The sequence below is a fragment of the Glycomyces tarimensis genome (genome assembly GCF_054776215.1).
On the sequence record NZ_BAAHCB010000009.1, the window covers coordinates 62980 to 82281 of the forward strand.

The 19302-nt window shown below is 69.7% G+C and carries 16 protein-coding genes and 1 pseudogene; 10 read left to right on the plus strand and 7 right to left on the minus strand.

The features are described from left to right. Positions 1–8: 8 nt before the first annotated feature. Together ACYVK3_RS09850 and ACYVK3_RS09855 are read right to left on the minus strand one after the other, a co-directional pair. Positions 9–650, minus strand: coding sequence for a methionine ABC transporter permease (locus ACYVK3_RS09850; RefSeq protein WP_460497128.1), 642 nt, complete (start codon positions 648–650; stop codon positions 9–11). 44 nt (positions 651–694) lie between these two features. Next, positions 695–1408, minus strand: a pseudogene (locus tag ACYVK3_RS09855) (methionine ABC transporter ATP-binding protein); the annotation flags it as partial. A 226-nt stretch (positions 1409–1634) separates the two neighbouring features. Here ACYVK3_RS09855 and ACYVK3_RS09860 point away from each other — a divergent pair. From ACYVK3_RS09860 to nudC, 3 genes are read left to right on the plus strand one after another with little or no spacing between them, the layout of a single operon-like run. Beyond that, complete coding sequence (locus tag ACYVK3_RS09860) at positions 1635–2936, plus strand: M16 family metallopeptidase (RefSeq protein ID WP_460497129.1); 1302 nt, start codon at positions 1635–1637, stop codon at positions 2934–2936. Continuing rightward, entirely contained in the window at positions 2933–4243 is a 1311-nt protein-coding gene (locus tag ACYVK3_RS09865) for a M16 family metallopeptidase (protein ID WP_460497130.1), read from the plus strand. Before ACYVK3_RS09860 ends, ACYVK3_RS09865 begins: the two co-directional genes overlap by 4 nt. Next, positions 4240–5127, plus strand: a complete 888-nt coding sequence (gene nudC / locus ACYVK3_RS09870) for an NAD(+) diphosphatase (protein ID WP_460497131.1) — start codon at positions 4240–4242, stop codon at positions 5125–5127. The genes ACYVK3_RS09865 and nudC overlap by 4 nt, the downstream gene beginning before the upstream one ends. On the opposite strand, the gene ACYVK3_RS09875 is transcribed toward nudC, so the two are convergent. Together ACYVK3_RS09875 and ACYVK3_RS09880 are read right to left on the minus strand one after the other, a co-directional pair. Next, complete coding sequence (locus tag ACYVK3_RS09875) at positions 5124–6068, minus strand: EamA family transporter (protein WP_460497132.1); 945 nt, start codon at positions 6066–6068, stop codon at positions 5124–5126. The two genes, nudC and ACYVK3_RS09875, sit on opposite strands and share 4 nt — an antisense overlap. A gap of 243 nt (positions 6069–6311) precedes the next feature. Beyond that, positions 6312–6545, minus strand: a complete 234-nt coding sequence (locus tag ACYVK3_RS09880) for a thioredoxin domain-containing protein (RefSeq protein WP_460497133.1) — start codon at positions 6543–6545, stop codon at positions 6312–6314. Positions 6546–6681: 136 nt separating this feature from the next. On the opposite strand from ACYVK3_RS09880, the gene ACYVK3_RS09885 reads away from it, so the two are divergent. The 3 genes from ACYVK3_RS09885 (at position 6682) to ACYVK3_RS09895 (ending at position 10049) form a co-directional block, all read left to right on the plus strand. Further along, positions 6682–8793, plus strand: a complete 2112-nt coding sequence (locus ACYVK3_RS09885) for an ATP-dependent DNA helicase UvrD2 (protein WP_460497134.1) — start codon at positions 6682–6684, stop codon at positions 8791–8793. Between the two features lie 684 nt (positions 8794–9477). Next, entirely contained in the window at positions 9478–9837 is a 360-nt protein-coding gene (locus ACYVK3_RS09890) for a WhiB family transcriptional regulator (protein WP_460497160.1), read from the plus strand. Then, positions 9834–10049: a hypothetical protein gene (locus ACYVK3_RS09895; protein WP_460497135.1), complete on the plus strand. Its 216-nt coding sequence runs from the start codon at positions 9834–9836 to the stop codon at positions 10047–10049. Before ACYVK3_RS09890 ends, ACYVK3_RS09895 begins: the two co-directional genes overlap by 4 nt. A 76-nt stretch (positions 10050–10125) precedes the next feature. On the opposite strand, the gene ACYVK3_RS09900 is transcribed toward ACYVK3_RS09895, so the two are convergent. Beyond that, positions 10126–11430, minus strand: a complete 1305-nt coding sequence (locus tag ACYVK3_RS09900; protein WP_460497136.1) for an ABC1 kinase family protein — start codon at positions 11428–11430, stop codon at positions 10126–10128. Positions 11431–11671: 241 nt separating this feature from the next. Between ACYVK3_RS09900 and ACYVK3_RS09905 the strand changes: the two genes are divergently transcribed. Together ACYVK3_RS09905 and ACYVK3_RS09910 are read left to right on the plus strand one after the other, a co-directional pair. Beyond that, positions 11672–11836, plus strand: coding sequence for a DUF5679 domain-containing protein (locus ACYVK3_RS09905; protein WP_460497137.1), 165 nt, complete (start codon positions 11672–11674; stop codon positions 11834–11836). 164 nt (positions 11837–12000) lie between these two features. Continuing rightward, on the plus strand, positions 12001–12522 hold the full coding sequence (locus tag ACYVK3_RS09910; RefSeq protein ID WP_460497138.1) for a M48 family metallopeptidase: 522 nt from the start codon (positions 12001–12003) through the stop codon (positions 12520–12522). 10 nt (positions 12523–12532) lie between these two features. On the opposite strand, the gene ACYVK3_RS09915 is transcribed toward ACYVK3_RS09910, so the two are convergent. Continuing rightward, complete coding sequence (locus tag ACYVK3_RS09915; RefSeq protein WP_460497139.1) at positions 12533–13837, minus strand: zinc-dependent metalloprotease; 1305 nt, start codon at positions 13835–13837, stop codon at positions 12533–12535. A 285-nt stretch (positions 13838–14122) separates the two neighbouring features. Here ACYVK3_RS09915 and ACYVK3_RS09920 point away from each other — a divergent pair, with 285 nt between their 5' ends. Together ACYVK3_RS09920 and ACYVK3_RS09925 are read left to right on the plus strand one after the other, a co-directional pair. Continuing rightward, positions 14123–15097, plus strand: a complete 975-nt coding sequence (locus ACYVK3_RS09920) for a YlbL family protein (RefSeq protein WP_460497140.1) — start codon at positions 14123–14125, stop codon at positions 15095–15097. A gap of 92 nt (positions 15098–15189) precedes the next feature. Next, positions 15190–18156, plus strand: a complete 2967-nt coding sequence (locus ACYVK3_RS09925; RefSeq protein WP_460497141.1) for a UPF0182 family membrane protein — start codon at positions 15190–15192, stop codon at positions 18154–18156. A gap of 62 nt (positions 18157–18218) precedes the next feature. On the opposite strand, the gene ACYVK3_RS09930 is transcribed toward ACYVK3_RS09925, so the two are convergent. Then, a partial coding sequence (locus ACYVK3_RS09930; RefSeq protein WP_460497142.1) for a PASTA domain-containing protein occupies positions 18219–19302 on the minus strand: 1084 nt, incomplete at its 5' end.

The window sequence follows — 19302 nt, forward strand, 5'->3', positions numbered from 1 at the left end:
CGGAATTGCTAGCGGCGGTCCAGGGTTCGGGCACCCCGGTCGCCGAGGATCTGGAACAGCTGCACGAGCACGACGAGGATCACCAGCGGCCAGATCATGTACTCGGTCTCGAAGCGCTGGTAGCCGTAGCGGTAGGCCAGGTCGCCCAGTCCGCCGCCGCCGACGATCCCGGCCATCGCCGAATAGGAGACGACCGCGACGAGCGTGACGGTGAAGCCCCGGATCAGCCCCGGCGTCGCCTCCGGGAGCACTACTCGCCAGACCAGGGCGGGGACACTCGCGCCCATGGAGCGCGCGGCCTCGATCAGGCCCGGCTGCACCTCGAGGAGCGACGACTCGACCAGGCGCGCGTAGAACGGGATGGACGCCACCGCCAGCGGGACGATCGCGGCCTCGGTGCCGATCGTGGTCCCGGTGATGGCCCGGGTCAGCGGCACGATCGCGACCATGAGGATCACGAACGGCGCGCTGCGCCCGATGTTCACGGCCAGCCCCAGTGGCAGGTTCAGCGCCGCGAGCGGGTGCGGCCCGGTCTTGGAGGTGACGTAGAGGATCACGCCCACCGCCAGGCCCAGCGCGAGCGTCCATGCCCCCGCGGCGCCGACGATGTGGAGCGTCTCCCACAGCGCTTCGATGAGTTTCTCGCTCATCGCCGGGCCTCCTCACCCAGCAGGCGGGCCGCCAGTCGGCGGGCCGAGGAGCCCAGGCGCGAGTCCGGGTCGGCGAGCAGTTCGGAGACCGGGCCGGTCTCGGCGAAGCGCCCTGCTTCCATGACCGCCGCGCGGTGGCAGATGCGGGTGATGACCTCGAGCTCGTGGGTGATGAGCAGGATCGTCAGTCCGAGTTCGCGGTTGAGCTTCGCGAGCAGGTCGAGGATCTCGTCGGTGGTGTCGGTGTCGAGCGCGCTCGTGGCCTCGTCGGAGAGCAGGACGGTGGGTTCGGCGGCCAGCGCGCGGGCGATCGCCAGTCGCTGGCGCTGCCCGCCCGAGAGCTGTCCGGGGTAGGCCTTGGCCTTGTCGGCCAGGCCGACGAGGTCGAGCAGTTCGAGTGAGCGGGCGCGGCGGGCGTCGCGCTTGGTGCCGGCGAACCGCAGCGGCAAGGCCACGTTGGACACGGCGTTGCGGTTGGACAGCAGGTTGAAGTGCTGGAAGATCATCGCGGTCCTGGCCCGGGCGGCCCGCAGCTCGCGCCCGGACAGGGCCGTCAGGTCGGCCCCGTCGACGCGGACGGTGCCCTCGTCGGGCCTGGTCAGCAGGTTCACGGTGCGCAGCAGGGTGGACTTGCCGGCGCCGGAGCGGCCGAGGATGCCGAAGATCTCGCCTGGCTGGACGTCCAGGTCGACGCCGTCGAGTGCGACGGTGTCACCGAAGCGTTTGCTCACGCCGGACAGGCTGATGCTGGGATGCATTGGATGGAATGTCGCTTTCGCTGTGGGACTGCTGCCGCTTCGGGGCGCGGCGGTCTGGAGGGCCCTCAGCTGTCGCACATTCGGCAGCATGAGGCGGCGACGCGGTTCGCGTCGCGGCCGTGGATCATGCGCTGCCTACTCACAGTTCGAAAGTGAAGCATGTGAACGGCCGGTATCCAAGTTTCTGTGATCAACGCCGCGCTGTCCGGTGAGATAGGGTCTGGCCATGACTGTTGCGACGATTCCCGCCCCGGCGTTCGCGATCGAGACCTTCAGGCTCGACAACGGGCTGCGGGTGGTCCTGGCTCCCGACCCGGGCGCACCGGTGGTCGGAGTGGCGGTGGTGTACGACGTGGGCATGCGCTCCGAGCCCGAGGGCCGGACCGGGTTCGCCCACCTGTTCGAGCACATGATGTTCCAGGGATCGCACAACGTCGGCAAGGCCGAGCACATGCGCCACGTCCAGTCCGCCGGCGGCACGTTCAACGGCTCGACCCACATCGACTACACCGACTACTTCAACCTCCTGCCGTCCAACGGCCTCGAACTGGCGCTTTTCCTGGAGGCCGACCGCATGCGCGGCCCGGCCATCACCGAGGAGAACCTGGAGAACCAGGTCAGCGTCGTCAAAGAGGAGATCCGGGTCAACGTCCTCAACCGTCCCTACGGCGGCTTCCCGTGGCTCAAGCTCCCGCCGGTCATGTTCGACACCTTCCCCAACGCGCACGACGGCTACGGCTCCTTCGGCGACCTCGAGGCCGCCACCGTCGACGACGCCCAGGCGTTCTTCGACGCCTACTACCCGGCCTCCAACGCCGTCCTCTCAGTCGCCGGCGACTTCGACGTCCACGCCGCCCGGGACCTGGTCGAACGCCACTTCGGGGACGTCCCGGCCCGCACCGCGCCGGTCCACCCCTCCTTCGACGAGGCGGACCTGACCGCCGAGCGGCGCGAATCGTACGTCGACGAGCGGGCCACGCTGCCGGCCTTCGCGATGGCCTGGCGCGTCCCCGACCCGGTGACCGAGCTGGCCGACTTCCTGCCGTACGTCGTCCTCGGTGAACTCCTCACCGACGGCGACGCCTCCCGCCTGGTCGAGCGCCTCGTCCACCGCGACCGTTCCGCCACGGCCGTCGCCGCCCACGCCACGTTCATGGCCGAGCCTTTCGCCTCCAGAGGCCCGACCGCCCTGCTCATCCAGGCGTTCCTCCCGCCGGGCGGCAGCGTCGACACCGTCATGGGCGGCGTCCACGAGGAGCTCGCGCGCGTCGCCGACGGCGTCGACGCCGAGGAACTCGGCCGCGTCAAGGCCCGCGTGGCCGCCCAGCTGCTCCGCAGCGACGACTCGGTCATGGGCCGCTCGCGGCGCCTGGGCACCGCCCAGGTCTTCCACGGCGACGCCACGATGGCCACCCGCTTCGCCACGCTGCTGGGCGAGGTCACCGCCGCATCGGTGGCCGAGGCCGCCGCCGCCCTGACCCCGAACCGCCGCGCCGTCATCGAAGTCGTTCCCGGAGGAAATCAGTGAGCACCGCCATTCCCGGCCTCGCCCCGGAAGTCCCGCTCGCGCTGCCGACGCCGATCGAGCGCGTGCTGCCCAACGGCCTGTCGGTCACGCTGGTGCGCCGCACCGGCGTCCCGCTCGCCGAGGTGCGGTTGTCGATCCCGGCCGCGCACGTCAACCTCCCCGTCGCCGACGTGCTCACCGCGGCCCTGTTCGCGGGCACCGAGTCCTCCACGATGACGCAGATCGCCCAGCGCCTCCAAGGCGTCGGCGGCACGCTCGCCGCCGGGGCCGACCCGGACCGTATCGCCGTCTCCGGCAACTGCCTCTCCAGCGGCCTCGCCGAACTGCTGGAGGTGCTCGGCGAGATCCTCACCGCCGCCGACTACCCCGCCGAGCCGCTCGCCGTCGAGCAGTCCCGCATGATCGACGGGCTCTCCGTGGCCGAGCAGCAGCCCGACTTCCAGGTCTCGCGAGCGCTCGACGCCCGGCTGTGGGGCGACCACCCCTACGGGCACCAGCAGCCGACCGCCTCCGAGGTCGCAGCGGTCGACCGCGACGCCGTGCTCGCCCTGCACGCCGCCCGCGTGCACCCGACCGGGGCGAGGCTCATCATCGTCGGCGACATCGACCCCGACGCCGTGTGGGCCGGGGTCGAGAAGTCCCTGGCCTCCTGGAACGGTGCGGGTGAGCCGCGGCGCATGGAGCCGTTGCCGGATCTGACGCCCGGCCCGATCCTGTTGACCGACCGGCCCGGCTCGGTCCAGTCGGCCATCCGCGTCGCCTACCCCGCCGTCGGACGCACCCACCCCGACAACGCCGCTCAGCACTTGGCGAACCTCATCTACGGCGGCTATTTCACCTCCCGTCTGGTGATGAACCTGCGCGAGTCCAAGGGCTACGGCTACTCGCCGCGATCCAGAGTGGACCACTCGCCCGCGGGTTCGGTGCAGCTCACCAGCGTCGACGTCGCCACCGAGGTCACCGCGCCCGCGCTGGCCGAGATCGTCACCGAACTGCGCGGCATGGCCGAGAGTGCGCCCGAAGAGTCCGAACTGGATCTGGCGCGCCGGTACGCGCTCGGCTCGGTCAAGCTCGCCACCGCCACGCAGGCCGGCATCGCGAACTACACCTCCGCGCTGGCTGCCTGCGGTCTGCCGCTGTCGTGGCTGGCCGAGCACTCCGAGCGCCTCCGCGCGGTCACCCCGGCCGACATCAAGCGCGTCGCCGCCGAGCGCATGAACCCCGAGGGGGCGGTCACCGTCATCCTCGCCGACGGCGAGCACGTCACCGAACCGCTCTCCGAGACGGCCGAAATCGAGGTGCTATGAGCCACCCGCCCTTGGCGATCGACGCGCTCGACCGGTGCGCCGAGCACCGGCACGAACCCGACTGGCTCGACGATGCCTGGCAGCGGGCGCAGGTCGTCGTCTGCGACCCCGATGCCGACCGAATCGACGCCGACGAGGACGGCCTGCACTACCTCGACGCTGCGACCGCGCCCGAGGGCGAGCGGATCTACCTCGGCGGTGAGGACCCGCCCGTGTTCGCCGTCTGGGCGAGCGTGCCCGACGGCCTGCCGACCCGGTGGATCGGCGGGCACTGGGACAAGCGGGACCTGGGAATCGCCGTGCAGGCGGTCGGCATGATGAACTGGCGCTCGACCTACCGGTACCACCCGACCACCGGCGCGCCGCTCGAGGCCCGGCAGGCCGGCTGGGAGCTGACGGCCGACGAGGGACGCGCGGTGTTCCCGCGCACCGACCCGGCCGTCATCGTCCTCATCGACGACGGCGCCGACCGGGTCCTGCTCGCCCAGCACCGCCGCTACGGCGGCCCGCCCAGAACCACGCCCGCGCAGGCGTCGACGAGGCGGGGCCGATACGCGTGCATCGCCGGCTTCGTCGAGCCGGGGGAGTCGGCCGAGGCGGCCGTCCACCGCGAGGTCGGCGAGGAGATCGGCATCAAGCTCGACTCGCTCACCTACGTCTCCAGCCAGCCGTGGCCCTACCCGCGCTCGCTCATGCTCGCCTACCGGGCGAGCGCCGACGCGGGCCAGGAGCTGCGGCTCCAGGACGACGAGATCAGCGACGCCCGCTGGTTCGACGCCGACGAAGTCCGTCGCATGTGGGTCGAGACCGACGGCGACACGCCGAGCGCGGTGCGGATCTCGGTGGCGCGGTTCCTCATCGAGGGCTGGCTCGCCGAGCGCTAGGCCGCGATCTCGACGGTGGGTTCGGCGATGCGGCGCTTCGCGACCGCGCGCTGGGCGGTGAAGACACCGGCGATGACGACCAGGCCGCCGATGATCTGCGGCGCCGTCAGCGCCTCGCCGAGCATCGCCCAGGCCGCGAGCGCGGCCACGACGACCTCGGCGTAGCCGATCGCGCCTGCCACCGGCGCGGCCAAAAACCGCAGCCCGGACAGGCCGAGCGTGTACGCGACGGCGGTGCAGAGGATGAGCGCGACGAGGCTGGCCAGGCTCGTCGTCCCGACGCCGAGGAGCGTCACCTCCGATGACAACGACGCCCAGTTCATCGCCCACGGCGCGGCCAGCGGCGTGAGCGCGATCGTGCCGACGGTGAAGCCGACGGCGAGCAGGACGCGGACGTCGACCTTCGCGGTCAGCCGCTCACCGGACAGGAAGTAGGTGGCCTGGCAGGCCGCGGCCGCCGAGCCGGCCAGGAGGCCGATGGCGTCGAGTCGCAGCCCGGCCCAGACCTCGACGACGATGCACAGCCCGGTGACCGACAGGAGCGCGCCGATGACGGCGGCCCGCGGCAGCGGGTTGCGGCGCACGAACTTCACCCAGGCGACGACCACGATGGGGCCCATGAACTCCAGGAGCAGGGCGATGCCGACCGGGAGCCGTTCGACGGCGATGAAGTAGAAGGCCTGCACGGCGGCGATCGCGGTGAGGCCGAACAGGGCGAGCGCGGCGAGCGGTGGCCTGGGGCCGTCCCGGCGGGCCCGGATGAACGGCGCTATCGCGACGGCGACGGCGAGGAGGCCGACGCCGAGGACGCGCAGCCATGTCACCTGGAGCGGGGTCAGGCCGGCCTGGATGACGACCTTGCCGAAGGGCCCGCAGACACCGAAGAACACGGACGCCATCAGCACCAGGGCGACGCCGAGTGCGGCACGGGGGGACGACATCGGGCGGCTCCTGAGCGATGCGCGGTGGGATTGAGGTGAGCATATCGCTGCCCTCGCGGCCGGGCCCGGGCCTGAGCGGCCGGGAAAGGAGAGCAGAGAAAAGGCCCGGGACGGATCCATCCCGGGCCTGAATGCTTGGCTGCCACCCCTCGAAGCAGCCAAGCAAGCTTGACGACTCAACTATAGAGCATGTTACCGGCTCTGTGTCCTAAACGTGACCATAGTCTCGACATGTGGCACACGTCAAGCCCCCAACTTGGCCTTTACCTCCGCCATCGAAGGATTCGTCAGCGCGGACCCGTCCTCGAACCGCAAGGTCGGCACCGTCTGGTTGCCGCCGTTGACCCCCATGACCCACTCGGCCGCCTCCGGGTCCTGCTCGATGTCGACCTCCTTGTAGAGGATGCCCTCGTTCTCGAAACCGATCTTGAGCCGCCTGCAATACCCGCACCACGTGGTGCTGTACATGGTGATCATGGAACCTCCTTCTCCATGAACCGTAACGCGATCGGCCGGCGGCTCATTCCGACGGCAATGTCGATCCGCACACCTCCGGAGCCACCGGTGCGGGCGGGCCCGGCACCGTGTCACACGGTTCTGCGACACTGTCGGGGTGACTTCGCGCGACCAGGACCTCGATGCACTCCTCGCCGATCTCGACCCTGAGCAGCGCCAGGCGGTGACGGCCGACCCCGGCCCGGTGTGCATCCTCGCCGGCGCCGGCACCGGCAAGACCCGCGCCGTCACCCACCGGATCGCCTGGCGCGTACGGCGAGGCGACATGCGCGGCCAGCACGTCACCGCCGTGACCTTCACCGCCCGCGCCGCGGGGGAGATGCGCGACCGGCTCCGCGGCCTCGGCGTCACCGGGGTCAACGCCCGCACCTTCCACTCCGCGGCCCTGCGCCAGCTGCGCTACTTCGGCGCCCGCCGCTTCACCGGCGGTCTGCCCGAACTGGCCGATTCCACCCTCAAGTTCGTCGCCATCGCCGCGGCCCGCGCCGGCCTGAAGACCTCCCGCGCCAAGAACTTCGACCTCGCCACCGAGATCGAATGGGCCGCGTCCTCCCTCATCGGCCCCGACGACTACGTCGCAGCGATCGCCAAGATCGGTCGGGACGCGCCGGCCGCCCCGGAGGACGTCGCCAAGGTGTACGCCGCCTATGTGGAAGGCAAGCGGCGCGCCGGCGTCATGGACTTCGCCGACGTGCTCGCCCACACCGCCGACATGATCACCGAGGACGAGTCCACCGCCGACCGCATCCGCAGTCAGTACCGCTTCTTCGTCGTCGACGAGTACCAGGACGTCACCCCGCTCCAGCAGCGCCTGCTCGACGCCTGGCTCGGCGACCGCGACGACGTCACCGTCGTCGGCGACGCCAGCCAGACGATCTACTCCTTCACCGGCGCCACCTCGAAGTACCTGCTCGACTTCACCCGCCGCCACCAGGACGCGGCCCTGGTGCGGCTGGTGCGCGACTACCGCTCCACCCCGCAGGTGGTCGGCCTGGCGAACAAGATCATCGGCGAGTCCAAGGGCCGCGAGGCGGCGATGCGGCTCGAACTGGTCGGCCAGCGCCCGCCCGGTCCCGAGGTCTTCGCCGAGACGTACAAGGACGAGGCCGAGGAGGCCGACATGGTCGCCCGGCGCTGCGCCCAGCTCATCGCCGCCGGCACCAGCGCCTCCGAGATCGCGGTCCTCTACCGCACCAACGCCCAGTCCCAGGCGTATGAGGAGGCGCTCGCCTCCTACGGCGTGCCCACCGTCGTCACCGGCGCGGCCCGTTTCTTCGACCGGCCCGAGGTGCGCCAGGCCGTCGTCGCGCTGCGCTCGGCGGTCAAGACCGAGATCGGCGGCATGCCGCTGCACGAGGCCGTCCCGGCCGCGCTCGAGGCGGTCGGATGGCGGCCCGGCGAGGCGCCCTCCGGCGGCGCCCAGCGCGAGCAGTACGAGGCGATCGCCGCCCTGGCCGGGCTCGCCGAGCAGTACGAGGGCTCGACTCTCGAAGCGTTCTGCGCCGAACTCGGCCGCCGCGCCTCCGATCAGCACGCCCCCGCCGTGGAAGGGGTCACGCTCGCGAGCCTGCACGCGGCGAAGGGGCTGGAATGGGACGCGGTGTTCCTCGTCGGCCTCGCCGACGGCACGCTCCCGACGACGTTCGCCCGCACCGATGCGGCCCAGGAAGAGGAGCGCCGGCTCCTGTACGTGGGCATCACCCGAGCCCGCGAATGGCTCCATCTGTCCTATGGACTCGTGCGCAACACCGGCGGGCGCGAACGCCGGCTCAGCCGCTTCCTGGCCCCGCTCGGCCTGGGGGGCTTTCCGCGCGCGCCCGAGCCGGGCTCACCCGGGCAGCGCCAGCGCACCAAGAAGACCGCGAAGGTCCTCGACTGCTCGGGTTGCGGCAAGCCGCTGACCGACGCAAGGGACCGCAAATTGGGGCATTGCGCCGATTGTCCGGCGACAATGGACGAAGAACTGTTCGAACGCTTGCGCGAGTGGCGGATCGCGGTCGCCAAGGACGGCGGCAAGCCCGCGTTCACGGTCTTCACCGATGTGACCTTGATCGCCATCGCGGAGCGCTGTCCGGCATCCGACACCGAATTGGCCTCCCTTCACGGCATCGGCAAGTCCAAACTCGACAAGTATGGTCCGGCCGTCTTGTGCCTGGTCAACGGCGGCACGGTCGAGGAAGCCCTGGCGATCTCCGGCTCGGACGGCTGAGCCGTGCGACCGTTTGCGATAAATTTCTTTGACGACTCGTCGAAAAAGGCGTTGCGCTCGCGAGGCAAGCGGGCGTAGCGTTGCGATTGCCGGGTGAGGTGTGCGCCTCAACTCCGGCGATGAGGAGAAGAAGACCCATGGCGTCCACGGATGAAGGAAGGAGGGACTGACAGTGATGCTGACTATTGACCTCGCAGGCGAGCACACGGACACGGTGCTGCCCGTTGCCGCTGTCTATCGCCAGCTCGCTCCCGTCCCCGCTCCGCTCTGTGGCACCACTCTGCCCTCTGCCGCCATCGAACACGCGGTGGCCGAGGGCACGACGAATGTCCACAACACGGATATGGGCGCTGCTGTGCTCATTGAGCGTGTTTCGGACGGAACCGACTTCGGCGCCACCGGTTGGCAGCTGCCGAGCGTCGGCTTCAAGAAGCGCCACGGCGCCACCCGCGGGAGACCGCCTCGAGAACATCTGAGGGGCTTATTAGAAGCCCGATCGGACCTCTCGAGGCCGCGACTCCCGCCACAGGGATCGCGGCCATTTTTTATGGCATCAGCCAGGTCGCGAAGCCCATAACCAGGCAAAGCACGAAGACGAGACAGATTGCGAAGCAGTTGAGTCCTCAACGAACACGCATGCGACCCGACCAGATGCCGATCGAAATGAGAGAGGAGACCGAGTTCATGACCGACACCCTCATCGGACCTGAGCTCCGCGAGCAGGCCTGCGAGACCGGCAGCGACCTGCCCTGCCGCGAGTACGACGCGGACCTGTGGTTCTCAGAGTCACCCACCGAGCTGGAATTCGCCAAATCCCTGTGCACCGACTGCCCGGTGCGCGTGGAGTGCCTCAGCGGGGCCCTCCAGCGCCACGAGCCGTGGGGCGTCTGGGGAGGCGAGATCTTCGAGAAGGGCGGCGTGGTCGCCCGCAAGCGGCCGCGCGGACGGCCCCGCAAGGACGCCGCCGCCATCGAGCAGGCCGCGCAGGCCGAGCTCGACGCGCGCACCGCCCATCTCGCGATGGCGGGGGTGAATGTGTCGTGACGGTCGAGTACCTGAGCCGCCACCTCAAGCGTGACGTCGGCGTGCACGATCTCGGACTCACCATGCGGGAGGTCGAGCTGGGCCGGGCCATGAGCACGGCGAACCTGCTGTACGGACGCGTCGGGCGCATCCGGATGCGAAGTCTATGGAACGAGGCCGGGCATTCCGCAGCCGCATTCACGGCTAGCAAGCATCGCCGTGGAAGGCATTGAAGCCGCAAACGAATGCGTTGGCTGAAGGGGCCCATCCCAGAAGGATGGGCCCCTTTCGTGCTGTCTGCGGAACCGCTCAGGCCCCGGGGGCTTCTTCGGGCCGCCCCGGATCGGCGAAGCCGGGCAGCCACTGTTCGAGGATGTCCCGCCAGCAGGCCCTGGCGCCGAGCTGGCACAGCACCCCGATCGAGCCCATCGTCACGCGGTGGATGAGCAGATACGACGGCGGGAAGCTCAGCTGTTTGCCGAACTGGTAGGCCTCGGACTGCTGACTGGTCAGCCGCGTGCTCTCCTTGCGCAGCCACTCGCGCGAGAACTGGAACTCCTCGGTCCCGAGCGGTTCGAGCATCGGCCGCAGGAAGTCGAGCATCGCCGGAGCGTCGATCTCGAGGCCCGGCGGGACGAAGCCCTCGCCGCGCAAACCCTCGACGACCTCCTCGGCCTTGCCCTCCAGCGTCAGCTTGGTCAAGCGGCCCACCTGGTAGGGCATGCCGCCTGGCATGCGGGCGACGGCCCCGAAGTCGTACACGATGAGCCGGCCGTCGTCGCCGAGCGCGAAGTTCCCCGGGTGCGGGTCGGCGTGCAGCAGCCCGGCGCGTTTGGGCGCCGAGAAGTGCAGCGTCGTCAGCAGCAGACCCGCCCGATCGCGCATCTCGGGAGTGCCGTCGGCGATGATCTCGGCGATCGGCGTCCCCGCGACCCACTCGGTGACCAGCACCTCGGTGCTGGCGTGGACCACCTCGGGCACGCAGATCTGGTCGTCGCCCCGGTAGGCGTCGGCGAACTGGCGCTGCGTCGCGGCCTCCAGCTCGTAGTCGAGCTCCTCGAGCAGCCGCTCGCGCAGTTCGACGGTGAGCTTCTTGACGTCGAAGTTCGGCTGCAGGACCTTGAACAGCGGCGCGAGACGCGCCAGCTGGCGCAGGTCCGAGCGCAGCGCGTCGCCGGCGCCGGGGTACTGGATCTTGACGGCGACCTCGCGCCCGTCGTGCCAGACCGCCCGGTGCACCTGGCCGATGCTCGCCGCGGCGGCCGGCTTGTCGTCGAAGGACGCGAACCGCTCGCGCCAGTCGTCGCCGATCTGGCGCTCCAGGACGCGGTGGACGCTGGCCGCCGGCAGCGGCGGCGCCGAGTTCTGGAGCTTCGTCAGTGCCTGCCGGTAGGGGGCGGCGAGGTGCTCGGGGAGCGCGGCCTCGAAGATCGAGAGGGCCTGGCCCAGCTTCATCGCCCCGCCCTTGAGCTGCCCCAGCACGCTGAACAAGTGCTCGGCGGTGCGCCGCTGCGCCTGCTCGCCGAGGATCTCGTCGGCCAGGCCGGTGACCCGCTTGCCGAATCCGACCGTCGCGCGGCCGGCCAGGCCCAACGGCAGGGAGGCGAGCTTCATTCCACGCGAGAACGCTCGCCGGGGAAGGTCCTCCCCCGATTGGGTGTTTCCATGCCTGTCGCTCACATTGCCAATGCTCTCACGCCGAGGCCGGAAATCGCCCCCCGCGAGGGTGAGCGTGCCGCGGGTGGGTACCCCGCACGGGTGAAGCGGCGCGCCGGGGCTTACAGGCGTGAAATATGTGGCATTCTGAGGCCGGGCGGTCGCACAAAGTGACCGTTGACAGCAAGGAGGATATCCAGTGGCTCAAGCGACCGAGACTTACAACGGCTATTGCGTCAAGTGCCGCGAGAAGCGCGACTTCGAAGGCCACGTGGTCGTGTCCGACTCTGGACGTCGCATGGCCAAGGGGACGTGCCCGACGTGCGGCACCAAGATGAACCGGATCCTCGGTAAGGAATCCTGATGGCGGACGCCCGTGCCGAGTCATGAGTCCCAATCTCCTGACCCCTCGCCTGGTCCCAGATAACGGGAAATTGGCGGGGGGATTTCTTGACATTCAAGCTTCTACCCACATAATCGCGACTTTCGTGTTATGCGATTGTCACCGGCAGGGATTAATGTGCGGTCATGGCGCGCAAAGTGCATCCCCCCGTTGAGGTGCGGCGCTCACCCCGGCGCCGTGCCACCGTGGCGGCCTATGAAGAACGAGGCCGCATCGTCGTCATGATCCCCGACGCCTTCTCGGAGATCGAGGAGCGCGAGTGGATCGAGCACATGCTCGAACGACTGCGCCGCCGCCAGGCCCGCGACGGCCGCGCGAGCGACTCCGCCCTCCGCGCCAGGGCCGTCAGGCTCGCCCGGCGCTACTATCCCGACCACCCCGAGTGCGCCGCCCCGGCCAGCGTCAAATGGGTCGACAACCAGCAGCGGCGGTGGGGATCATGCACGCCCGACGACGGCACCATCCGGCTCTCGCGCCGGCTCACCATGATGCCCTCGTGGGTCACCGACTACGTCCTGCTCCACGAATTGGCCCACCTGGTCCACCCCGACCACTCGCGGCCGTTCTGGGACATGGTGGGGCGTTACCCCAAGTCCGAGCGGGCACGAGGCTACCTCGAAGGCATCGCGGACGCCGAGGCCGCCTGAACGGCCGCGGCTACTTCTTGTCCTCGTCCTCGTCCTCGTCCTCATCCTCATCTTCGTCGTCTTCGTACGCTTCGGGCGGCTGCGGATCGTTGACCGCGAGCTGGTCGAACATCGACATGTCGAGGTCGCCCAGCGCCTCCGAGACCGTCGCGAAGCCCTCGGGGTGCTCAAGATCGGCCGCGCTCGGCATCAGGTCCGGGTGCGCCCACACCGCCTCGCGACCTTCGACGCCGCGAGCCTCGGCCAGCGCCTTCCACAGCCGGTTCGCCGCTTGGACCTTGCCGGGATCCAGCTGGAGCCCCACGAGCGCCTCGAAGGTCTGCTCGGTCGGGCCGCCGCTCGCGCGCCGGCGCCTGGCCGACTCGAGCAGCCGCTCCATCGTCGGCAGCCGCTCAGCCGCCGCGTCGGCGACCACCACGTTGATCCACCCGGTGATGAGTGCCAGCGTCGTGCCCAGGCGCGCCAGCGCCGCCTTCTGCTGCTCGGTGTCCTCGGGCTTGAAGACCTCGCTCAGATCCATGGTGGCCGCGGCCTCCGGATCGGTCGGGTCGATGTCGGCCATGGCTTCTTCGATGGCGGATTCGTCGATGCGGATCTCCCGCGCGTACGCCTCGAGCGCGCCCAGCAGGTGCGAGCGCAGCCACGACGCGTGCGTGAACAGCCGGTGCGCCGCCGCCTCGCGGAGCGCGACGAACAGCCGCACCTCCTCGATCGGCAGCTCCAGCCCCTCCGCGTAAGCGGCGATGTTGTTCGACAGGAGCGCGGCCACGCCGGTCTTGCCGAGCGGCAGGCCGACCTCGGTGGAGGAGAGGACCTCGCCGGCGAGCTTGGCGAGCGCCTGGCCCATCTGCGCGCCGAACAGCGCGGAACCGACGCCCTTCATCAGGTCGGCCATCGGACCGAGCATGCCGGACATCTCCTCGGGCACCAGCGTCTGCATCGCCTCGCCCATCTGGGCGGCGAGCGGCTCGGCCAGCTGCTTCCAGGATTCTTCCGTCTGCGAGATCCACTGCTTGCGCGTCCACGCGTCGGTCGCGGAGACGCCCGAGGGCCAGTCGGTGGCGCCGTCGAGCCACAGGTCGGCGAGGCGCACGGCCTCGGAGGCCGCGGCCTGGTCGGCCGGCCCGATCGTGTTCTCGGCTTCCAGCTCGGACTCGGCGAGCTGCTTCGCCAACTGCCAGTTGACCGGTCCGGACGACAGCGACTGCGCCATCATCTGCTGCAGCTGCTGCATCATCTGCTGCACCCGCGGGTCGTTCGGGTCGGGCAGGTCGCCGCCCAAGTTGCCGAAACCGAATGGAATGTCGGAGCCCATGCGCCAACCGTACGTCAGGGATTTGCCGGAGAACCAGGGCCTGGCGATCTACGGCACCCCGAAGTCGTACGCCCAGAGCTGAACCGAAGAAGGAAAGTACGCGGATCTTCCGGTCATGCTGCACCTGTCTTAGTTCATGGCCGGAAGCCCACATGGCGTGCGCCATGGAGGTCCCGCCCTCCTTCGTCGGGCGTGCATCCGCTTCGCGGATCTTCCGCCCATGCTGCACCTGTCTTACTTCATGGCCGGAATCCCACATGGCGTGCGCCATGTAGGCTTCCGGCCATGAAGAGGCGCGGAATAACCGTCTTGCTCGGCGCGGCGATGGTGGCCCTGCTGACCTGGCAGGCGCTGTCGATGGACGTCGCCTACGTGGTCATGGGGCCGGGGCCCACCGAAGACGTGCTCGGCGTCGTCTCGACCGAGGACGACACCGAAAGCCAGATCATCAGCGCCGACGTCGAATACGACACCTCCGGAGAGCTGCGGCTGACCACGGTGCGCGTCAAGCAGAGCGTCACCCTCGCCCAGGCCCTGCGCTTCTGGCTGTCCGACGAGCACGCCATCATCCCGCGCGACCTGGTCTACCCGCCAGACCGCTCGCAGGAGGAGATCAGCGCCGAGCAGGAGGAGGACTGGATCGAATCCCAGTCCAACGCCGAACAGGCCGCGCTCGCCTACCTCGACCAGCCCGCCGAGATCCGCGCCATCGCCGACGGCGGCGGCCTGATCGAAGGCGACGTCCTCCTGGGGGTCGAAGGCAACGCCGTCGAATCCCTCGAGGCTCTTGAAGATTTCGCCCAGAGCGAAACGCAGGTCACCATCGAACGCGCCGGTGAGACGACCACCATCGAGGCCGCTCAGCTCGGCGAAGCCGAACTCGAGCTCACGCGCGAAGACCCCTACGGGATCGAGATCCACACCGATGCCCTCAACATCGGCGGCCCCTCGGCCGGACTGATCTTCGCCCTCGGCATCGTCGACCGCGTCACCGAGGAAGACCTGGTCAGCGGGCTTACCGTCGCCGGCACCGGCGAGATCGACCCCCAAGGCAACGTCGGCGGGATCGGCGGCATCCAGCAGAAGATCATCGCCTCCTCGGAAGCCGACGTCGAGGTCTTCCTCTCCCCGGCCACGAACTGTGCCGACGCCGCTTCGGTTGCGCCTGAGAACATGACTATTGTCAGGGTGGAGACCCTCGAGGACGCGGTAACGGCACTGGAGTCCATCGCCAACGGCGAAGAAGTGGAAACCTGCTGATCCCCGCGTCGGCTCGATGAGACACAAAGGAGTTGCTTAGAGTGGCGAACCGGACGCCCACGCCCCCACGGATGAGCCGACGAGGACGCTACGTGCTGATTCTCCTCGTAGGCGCCATAGTGCTGCTGTCGGTGCTGGGATGGCTCGTCAGCCTCCGCACCAACTACCTGTGGTACGACTCGGTCGACTACACGACCGTCTTCTCCACCATGATGTGGACCCGAATCGGGCTGTTCGCCGTATTCACCTTCGCGATGGCCGCGTGGACCGGCGTCAACCTCTACCTCGCCTGGCGCTTCCGCCCCGACACCTGGCCGGCCACCGCCGAGCAGGAAGGCCTCGAACGCTACCGCGAGCTCATCTCCCCGCGCGCCGGCTGGTGGATCGCCGGGGTCGCGGTCGTCGTCGGCATCTTCGCCGGCATGTCCGCCCAGTCCCGCTGGGAGACCTGGCTGCTGTTCCGCGAGGGCGGCCAATTCGGCTGGGAGGACCCCGTCCTCAACGTCGACGCCGGCTTCTACGTCTTCCGGCTGCCGTTCTGGGAGTTCCTCATCGGCTTCGGCTTCGCCGCCGTCGTCGTCGGCATCCTCGCCTCCCTCGGCGCCTACTACCTCTATGGGGCGCTGCGCTTCTCCGGCCAGGGCGAGCGGATGACCAACGCCGCACGCATCCACCTGTCGATCCTGGTGGCGCTGTTCCTCGGACTCAAGGCCGTCGCCTACTACTTCGACCGCTACAGCTTCACCATCCAGGACAACGAGGTCACCAACATCGTCGGCGGCGGCTACACCGAGATGACCGCCCTCATGAACGCCAAGAACGCGCTCATCTGGGTCTCCGTCATCGCCGCCATCGTCATCCTCATCTTCTCCTGGGGCTTCACCCGCTCCCTCGCGCTGCCGGGCGCCGCGCTCGGACTCGTCGTGGTCACCGCGATCGCCGCCGGCGGCATCTACCCGGCCGTGGTCCGCAACTTCCAGGTCGAGCCGAACCGCCCCCAGCGCGAAGGGCCGTACGCCCAGCACACCATCGACGGCACCAGATACGCCTTCGGCATGGAGGAACTCCAACAGGAGACGTACGCCGTCGCCTCCAGCCCGAACGCCGAACAGCTGGAGACCGACACCGGCACGGTGCCGTACACCCGCCTGATCGACCCCTTCGTCGTCTCCGACGCGTTCACCCAGCGCCAGCAGCCGCGAAGCTTCTACGACTTCAACGACAAGCTCGACATCGACCGCTACACCTACACCAACCCGGACGGTGAAGAGGTCACCGAGGACTTCGTCGTCGGCCTGCGCGAACTCAACCCCGAGCAGCTCACCGGCGAGCAGCAGGACTGGACCGTCCGCCACACCGTCTACACGCACGGCTGGGGCTTCGTCGCGGCCTCGAGCACCCGCAACTGCAACGGCGGCCCGTTCTTCATGAACGGCGTCATGCGCTCCGACGACACCGAGGCCGGCCAATGCGAGGCCAGCGACGACTTCCTCGATGTCGAGCAGCCCCAGATCTACTACGGCCTGCTCAACAACGACTACGCGATCGTCGGCGCCCCCGAGGGCGAGACGCCGCGCGAGTACGACCGGCCCGCCGACATCGCGGTCACCACCGACGACCCCGACGACGCCGAGGCCGAGGAGATCGGCTCGGACCGCTACACCACCTACCAGGGCGAGGGCGGCGTCGAGATCGGCTCGTTCACGCGGCGCCTGCTCTACGCGTGGGAGTTCCAGGAGCCGCGGTTCCTGCTGTCCGACCAGATCAACGAAGAATCGCAGCTGCTGTACAACCGCAACGTCCGCGACCGCGTCCAGGCGGTCGCGCCGTTCCTGACCATCGAGACCGACCCCTACCCGGCGGTCATCGGCGGCGAGGTCGTGTGGATCGTCGACGGCTACACCACGACGAGCAACTTCCCGTACTCCGACAGGGTCGACCTGTCCGTGGCCACCAACGACACCTATTCCGGCCAGGGCGTCGCGAACCAGGCCTCCGAAGAGGTCAACTACATCCGCTCCTCGGTCAAGGCGGTCGTGAACGCCTACGACGGATCGGTCGAGCTGTACGAGTTCGACGAGGAGGACCCGATCCTCCAGGCGTGGAGCAACATCTACGGCGACGACTTGGTCACGCCGAAGGAGGACACGCCCGCGGAGCTCGCCGAGCACTTCCGCTACCCGCAGGACCTGTTCAAGGTCCAGCGCAACATCCTCCAGCGCTACCACGTCGACGAGGCCCGGACGTTCATCGAGGGCGGTGAGGCATGGGCGACCCCCGAAGACCCCTCGCAGGGCAACGCGGTCTCCCAGCCGGCCTACTACGTCTTCGCGCAGTATCCGAACCAGGAGCAGTCGCACTTCCAGCTGACCAGCACCTACGTGCCGAGGAACCGCGAGAACGCGCTGGCGAGCCTCATGTCGGCCTACTACGACGAGAACGGCGACCCGAATCTGGTGATCTACGACGTCGCCGGCGGCGACGACCAGTCGGTGGGCCAGGTGCACCAGATCATCACCTCGACCACCGAGGTCGCCGAGGAGCTCAGGCTGTTCCAGCAGCAGGGCACCACGGTCGAATGGGGCAACTTGCTCGCGTTGCCGGTCGGCGACGGGATCATGTACATGGAGCCGATGTACCTGCGCCGGCAGTCCGGCGGTGATGGCGCGACCCTGCCGCTGCTGCGGCGCGTCGCGGTCAGCTACGGCGGGTACGTCGGCTACGCCGAGGGCTTCGACGAGGCCATCGCGTCGGTCGTGGAGCAGTACGTCTCCGGCGCCCCGACCGCGGCCGAGGAGATCGAGGATGACCCGGACGCCACCGGTGACGATCCGGCCACCGAGGAGCCGGCCACGGAAGAGCCGACGACCGAGGCGCCCGACGCGGGCGCCGAGGATCCGCCGGAGGTGACCGAGGCCATCGACAACGTGCTCACGGCCCAGCAGGCCTACGAGGAAGCGCAGGCCACCGGCTCCAACGAGGAGATCGGCCGAGCCTTGGACGAACTGTTCCGAGCGCTCGACGAGCTCGAGGCCGCCAGGGAGGCGGCCGGGCAGTAGCGCCCGACAGCGAACGAAGCAGCGCCCGACCCGCCGTCACGGAGGGTCGGGCGCTGTCGCGTCTACTGGCCGGGGCGCGGCGTGGGCGAGGGGTTCTGCTCGGACTCGTTCTTGCACGCGGCGGCGTCGGCGGCGCGCTGGACGGTGAGCTGCACCGTCGAGTCCGGCTGGACCTTGGCGCCGGAGTTCGGGTACTGGCGGACCACGCCGCACTTGTGGTCGCCTTCGCCTTCATAGGCGACCGAGGCGGCCAGGTCGGATTCCTCGATGCGCTGGCGCGCCGTGGCCTCGGACTGGTCGACGACGTCGGGCACGGTCACCGACGCCTGCGGCGTAGGCGAAGTGCTCTGGGTGGGGCCCGGCGCGGTGGTCGTGTTCTCGGTGGGCTCGAGGCCGCCGACCGGCGGCGAGGTCTGCCCGTGCTCCTCGGCCTCGGCGTTCGCCGAGGCGTCCGGCATGTCGGTCTCGCCGGGTCGCCCGGGCGCCTGATCGTCCTCGGCGGCGGGTGCCTGCTCGTTGTCCTGGCCCTGGACGGCTGCGTCGTCGCCGTCGGTCTCGCCGGCGGGCAGGCGGCCCGGCCCCGACGGGTCGTCGTTCACCAGGCCGGCGGCGGCGATCGCGGCGGCCGTGCCGATGACGGCGAGCGCTCCGGCGAGCGTGGCCCACAGCCGCTTGCGTGAGCGCGGGCGCTCCTCGGGCGCGGGCGGTGCCGCCTCGGGCGCTTCGGGAGGCGGTGGGACCGGGTGCGAGCCGGTGTGCGCCGCGACTTGGGGCCCGGTGCGATGGACGGGACCGGGGCGCGGGGGTGACTGCACGCGCGTGGGGGAGGGAGTCACCGGCGCTTGGCGCGGCGCGGTGGTGATCATGGCGCGGACCTCCCGGCACGCCTGCGCGAAGGCGGCGGCGTTCGGCCAGCGCGCCGACGGATCCTTCTGCAGCGCCTTGGAGACGATCGCGTCGACCTCTCGCGGCACGTCGGGGGGCAGCGCGGGAGGGGGCTTGCGCAGGTGCGCGGAGAGCACGCCGAGCGGCGTGTCGGCCTTGAACGGCGGCGAGCCGGCGAGGCATTGGTGGGCGACGATGCCGAGCGAGTACAGGTCGGAGACCGCGGTGAGGTTCTCGCCGGCGGCCTGCTCGGGCGACATG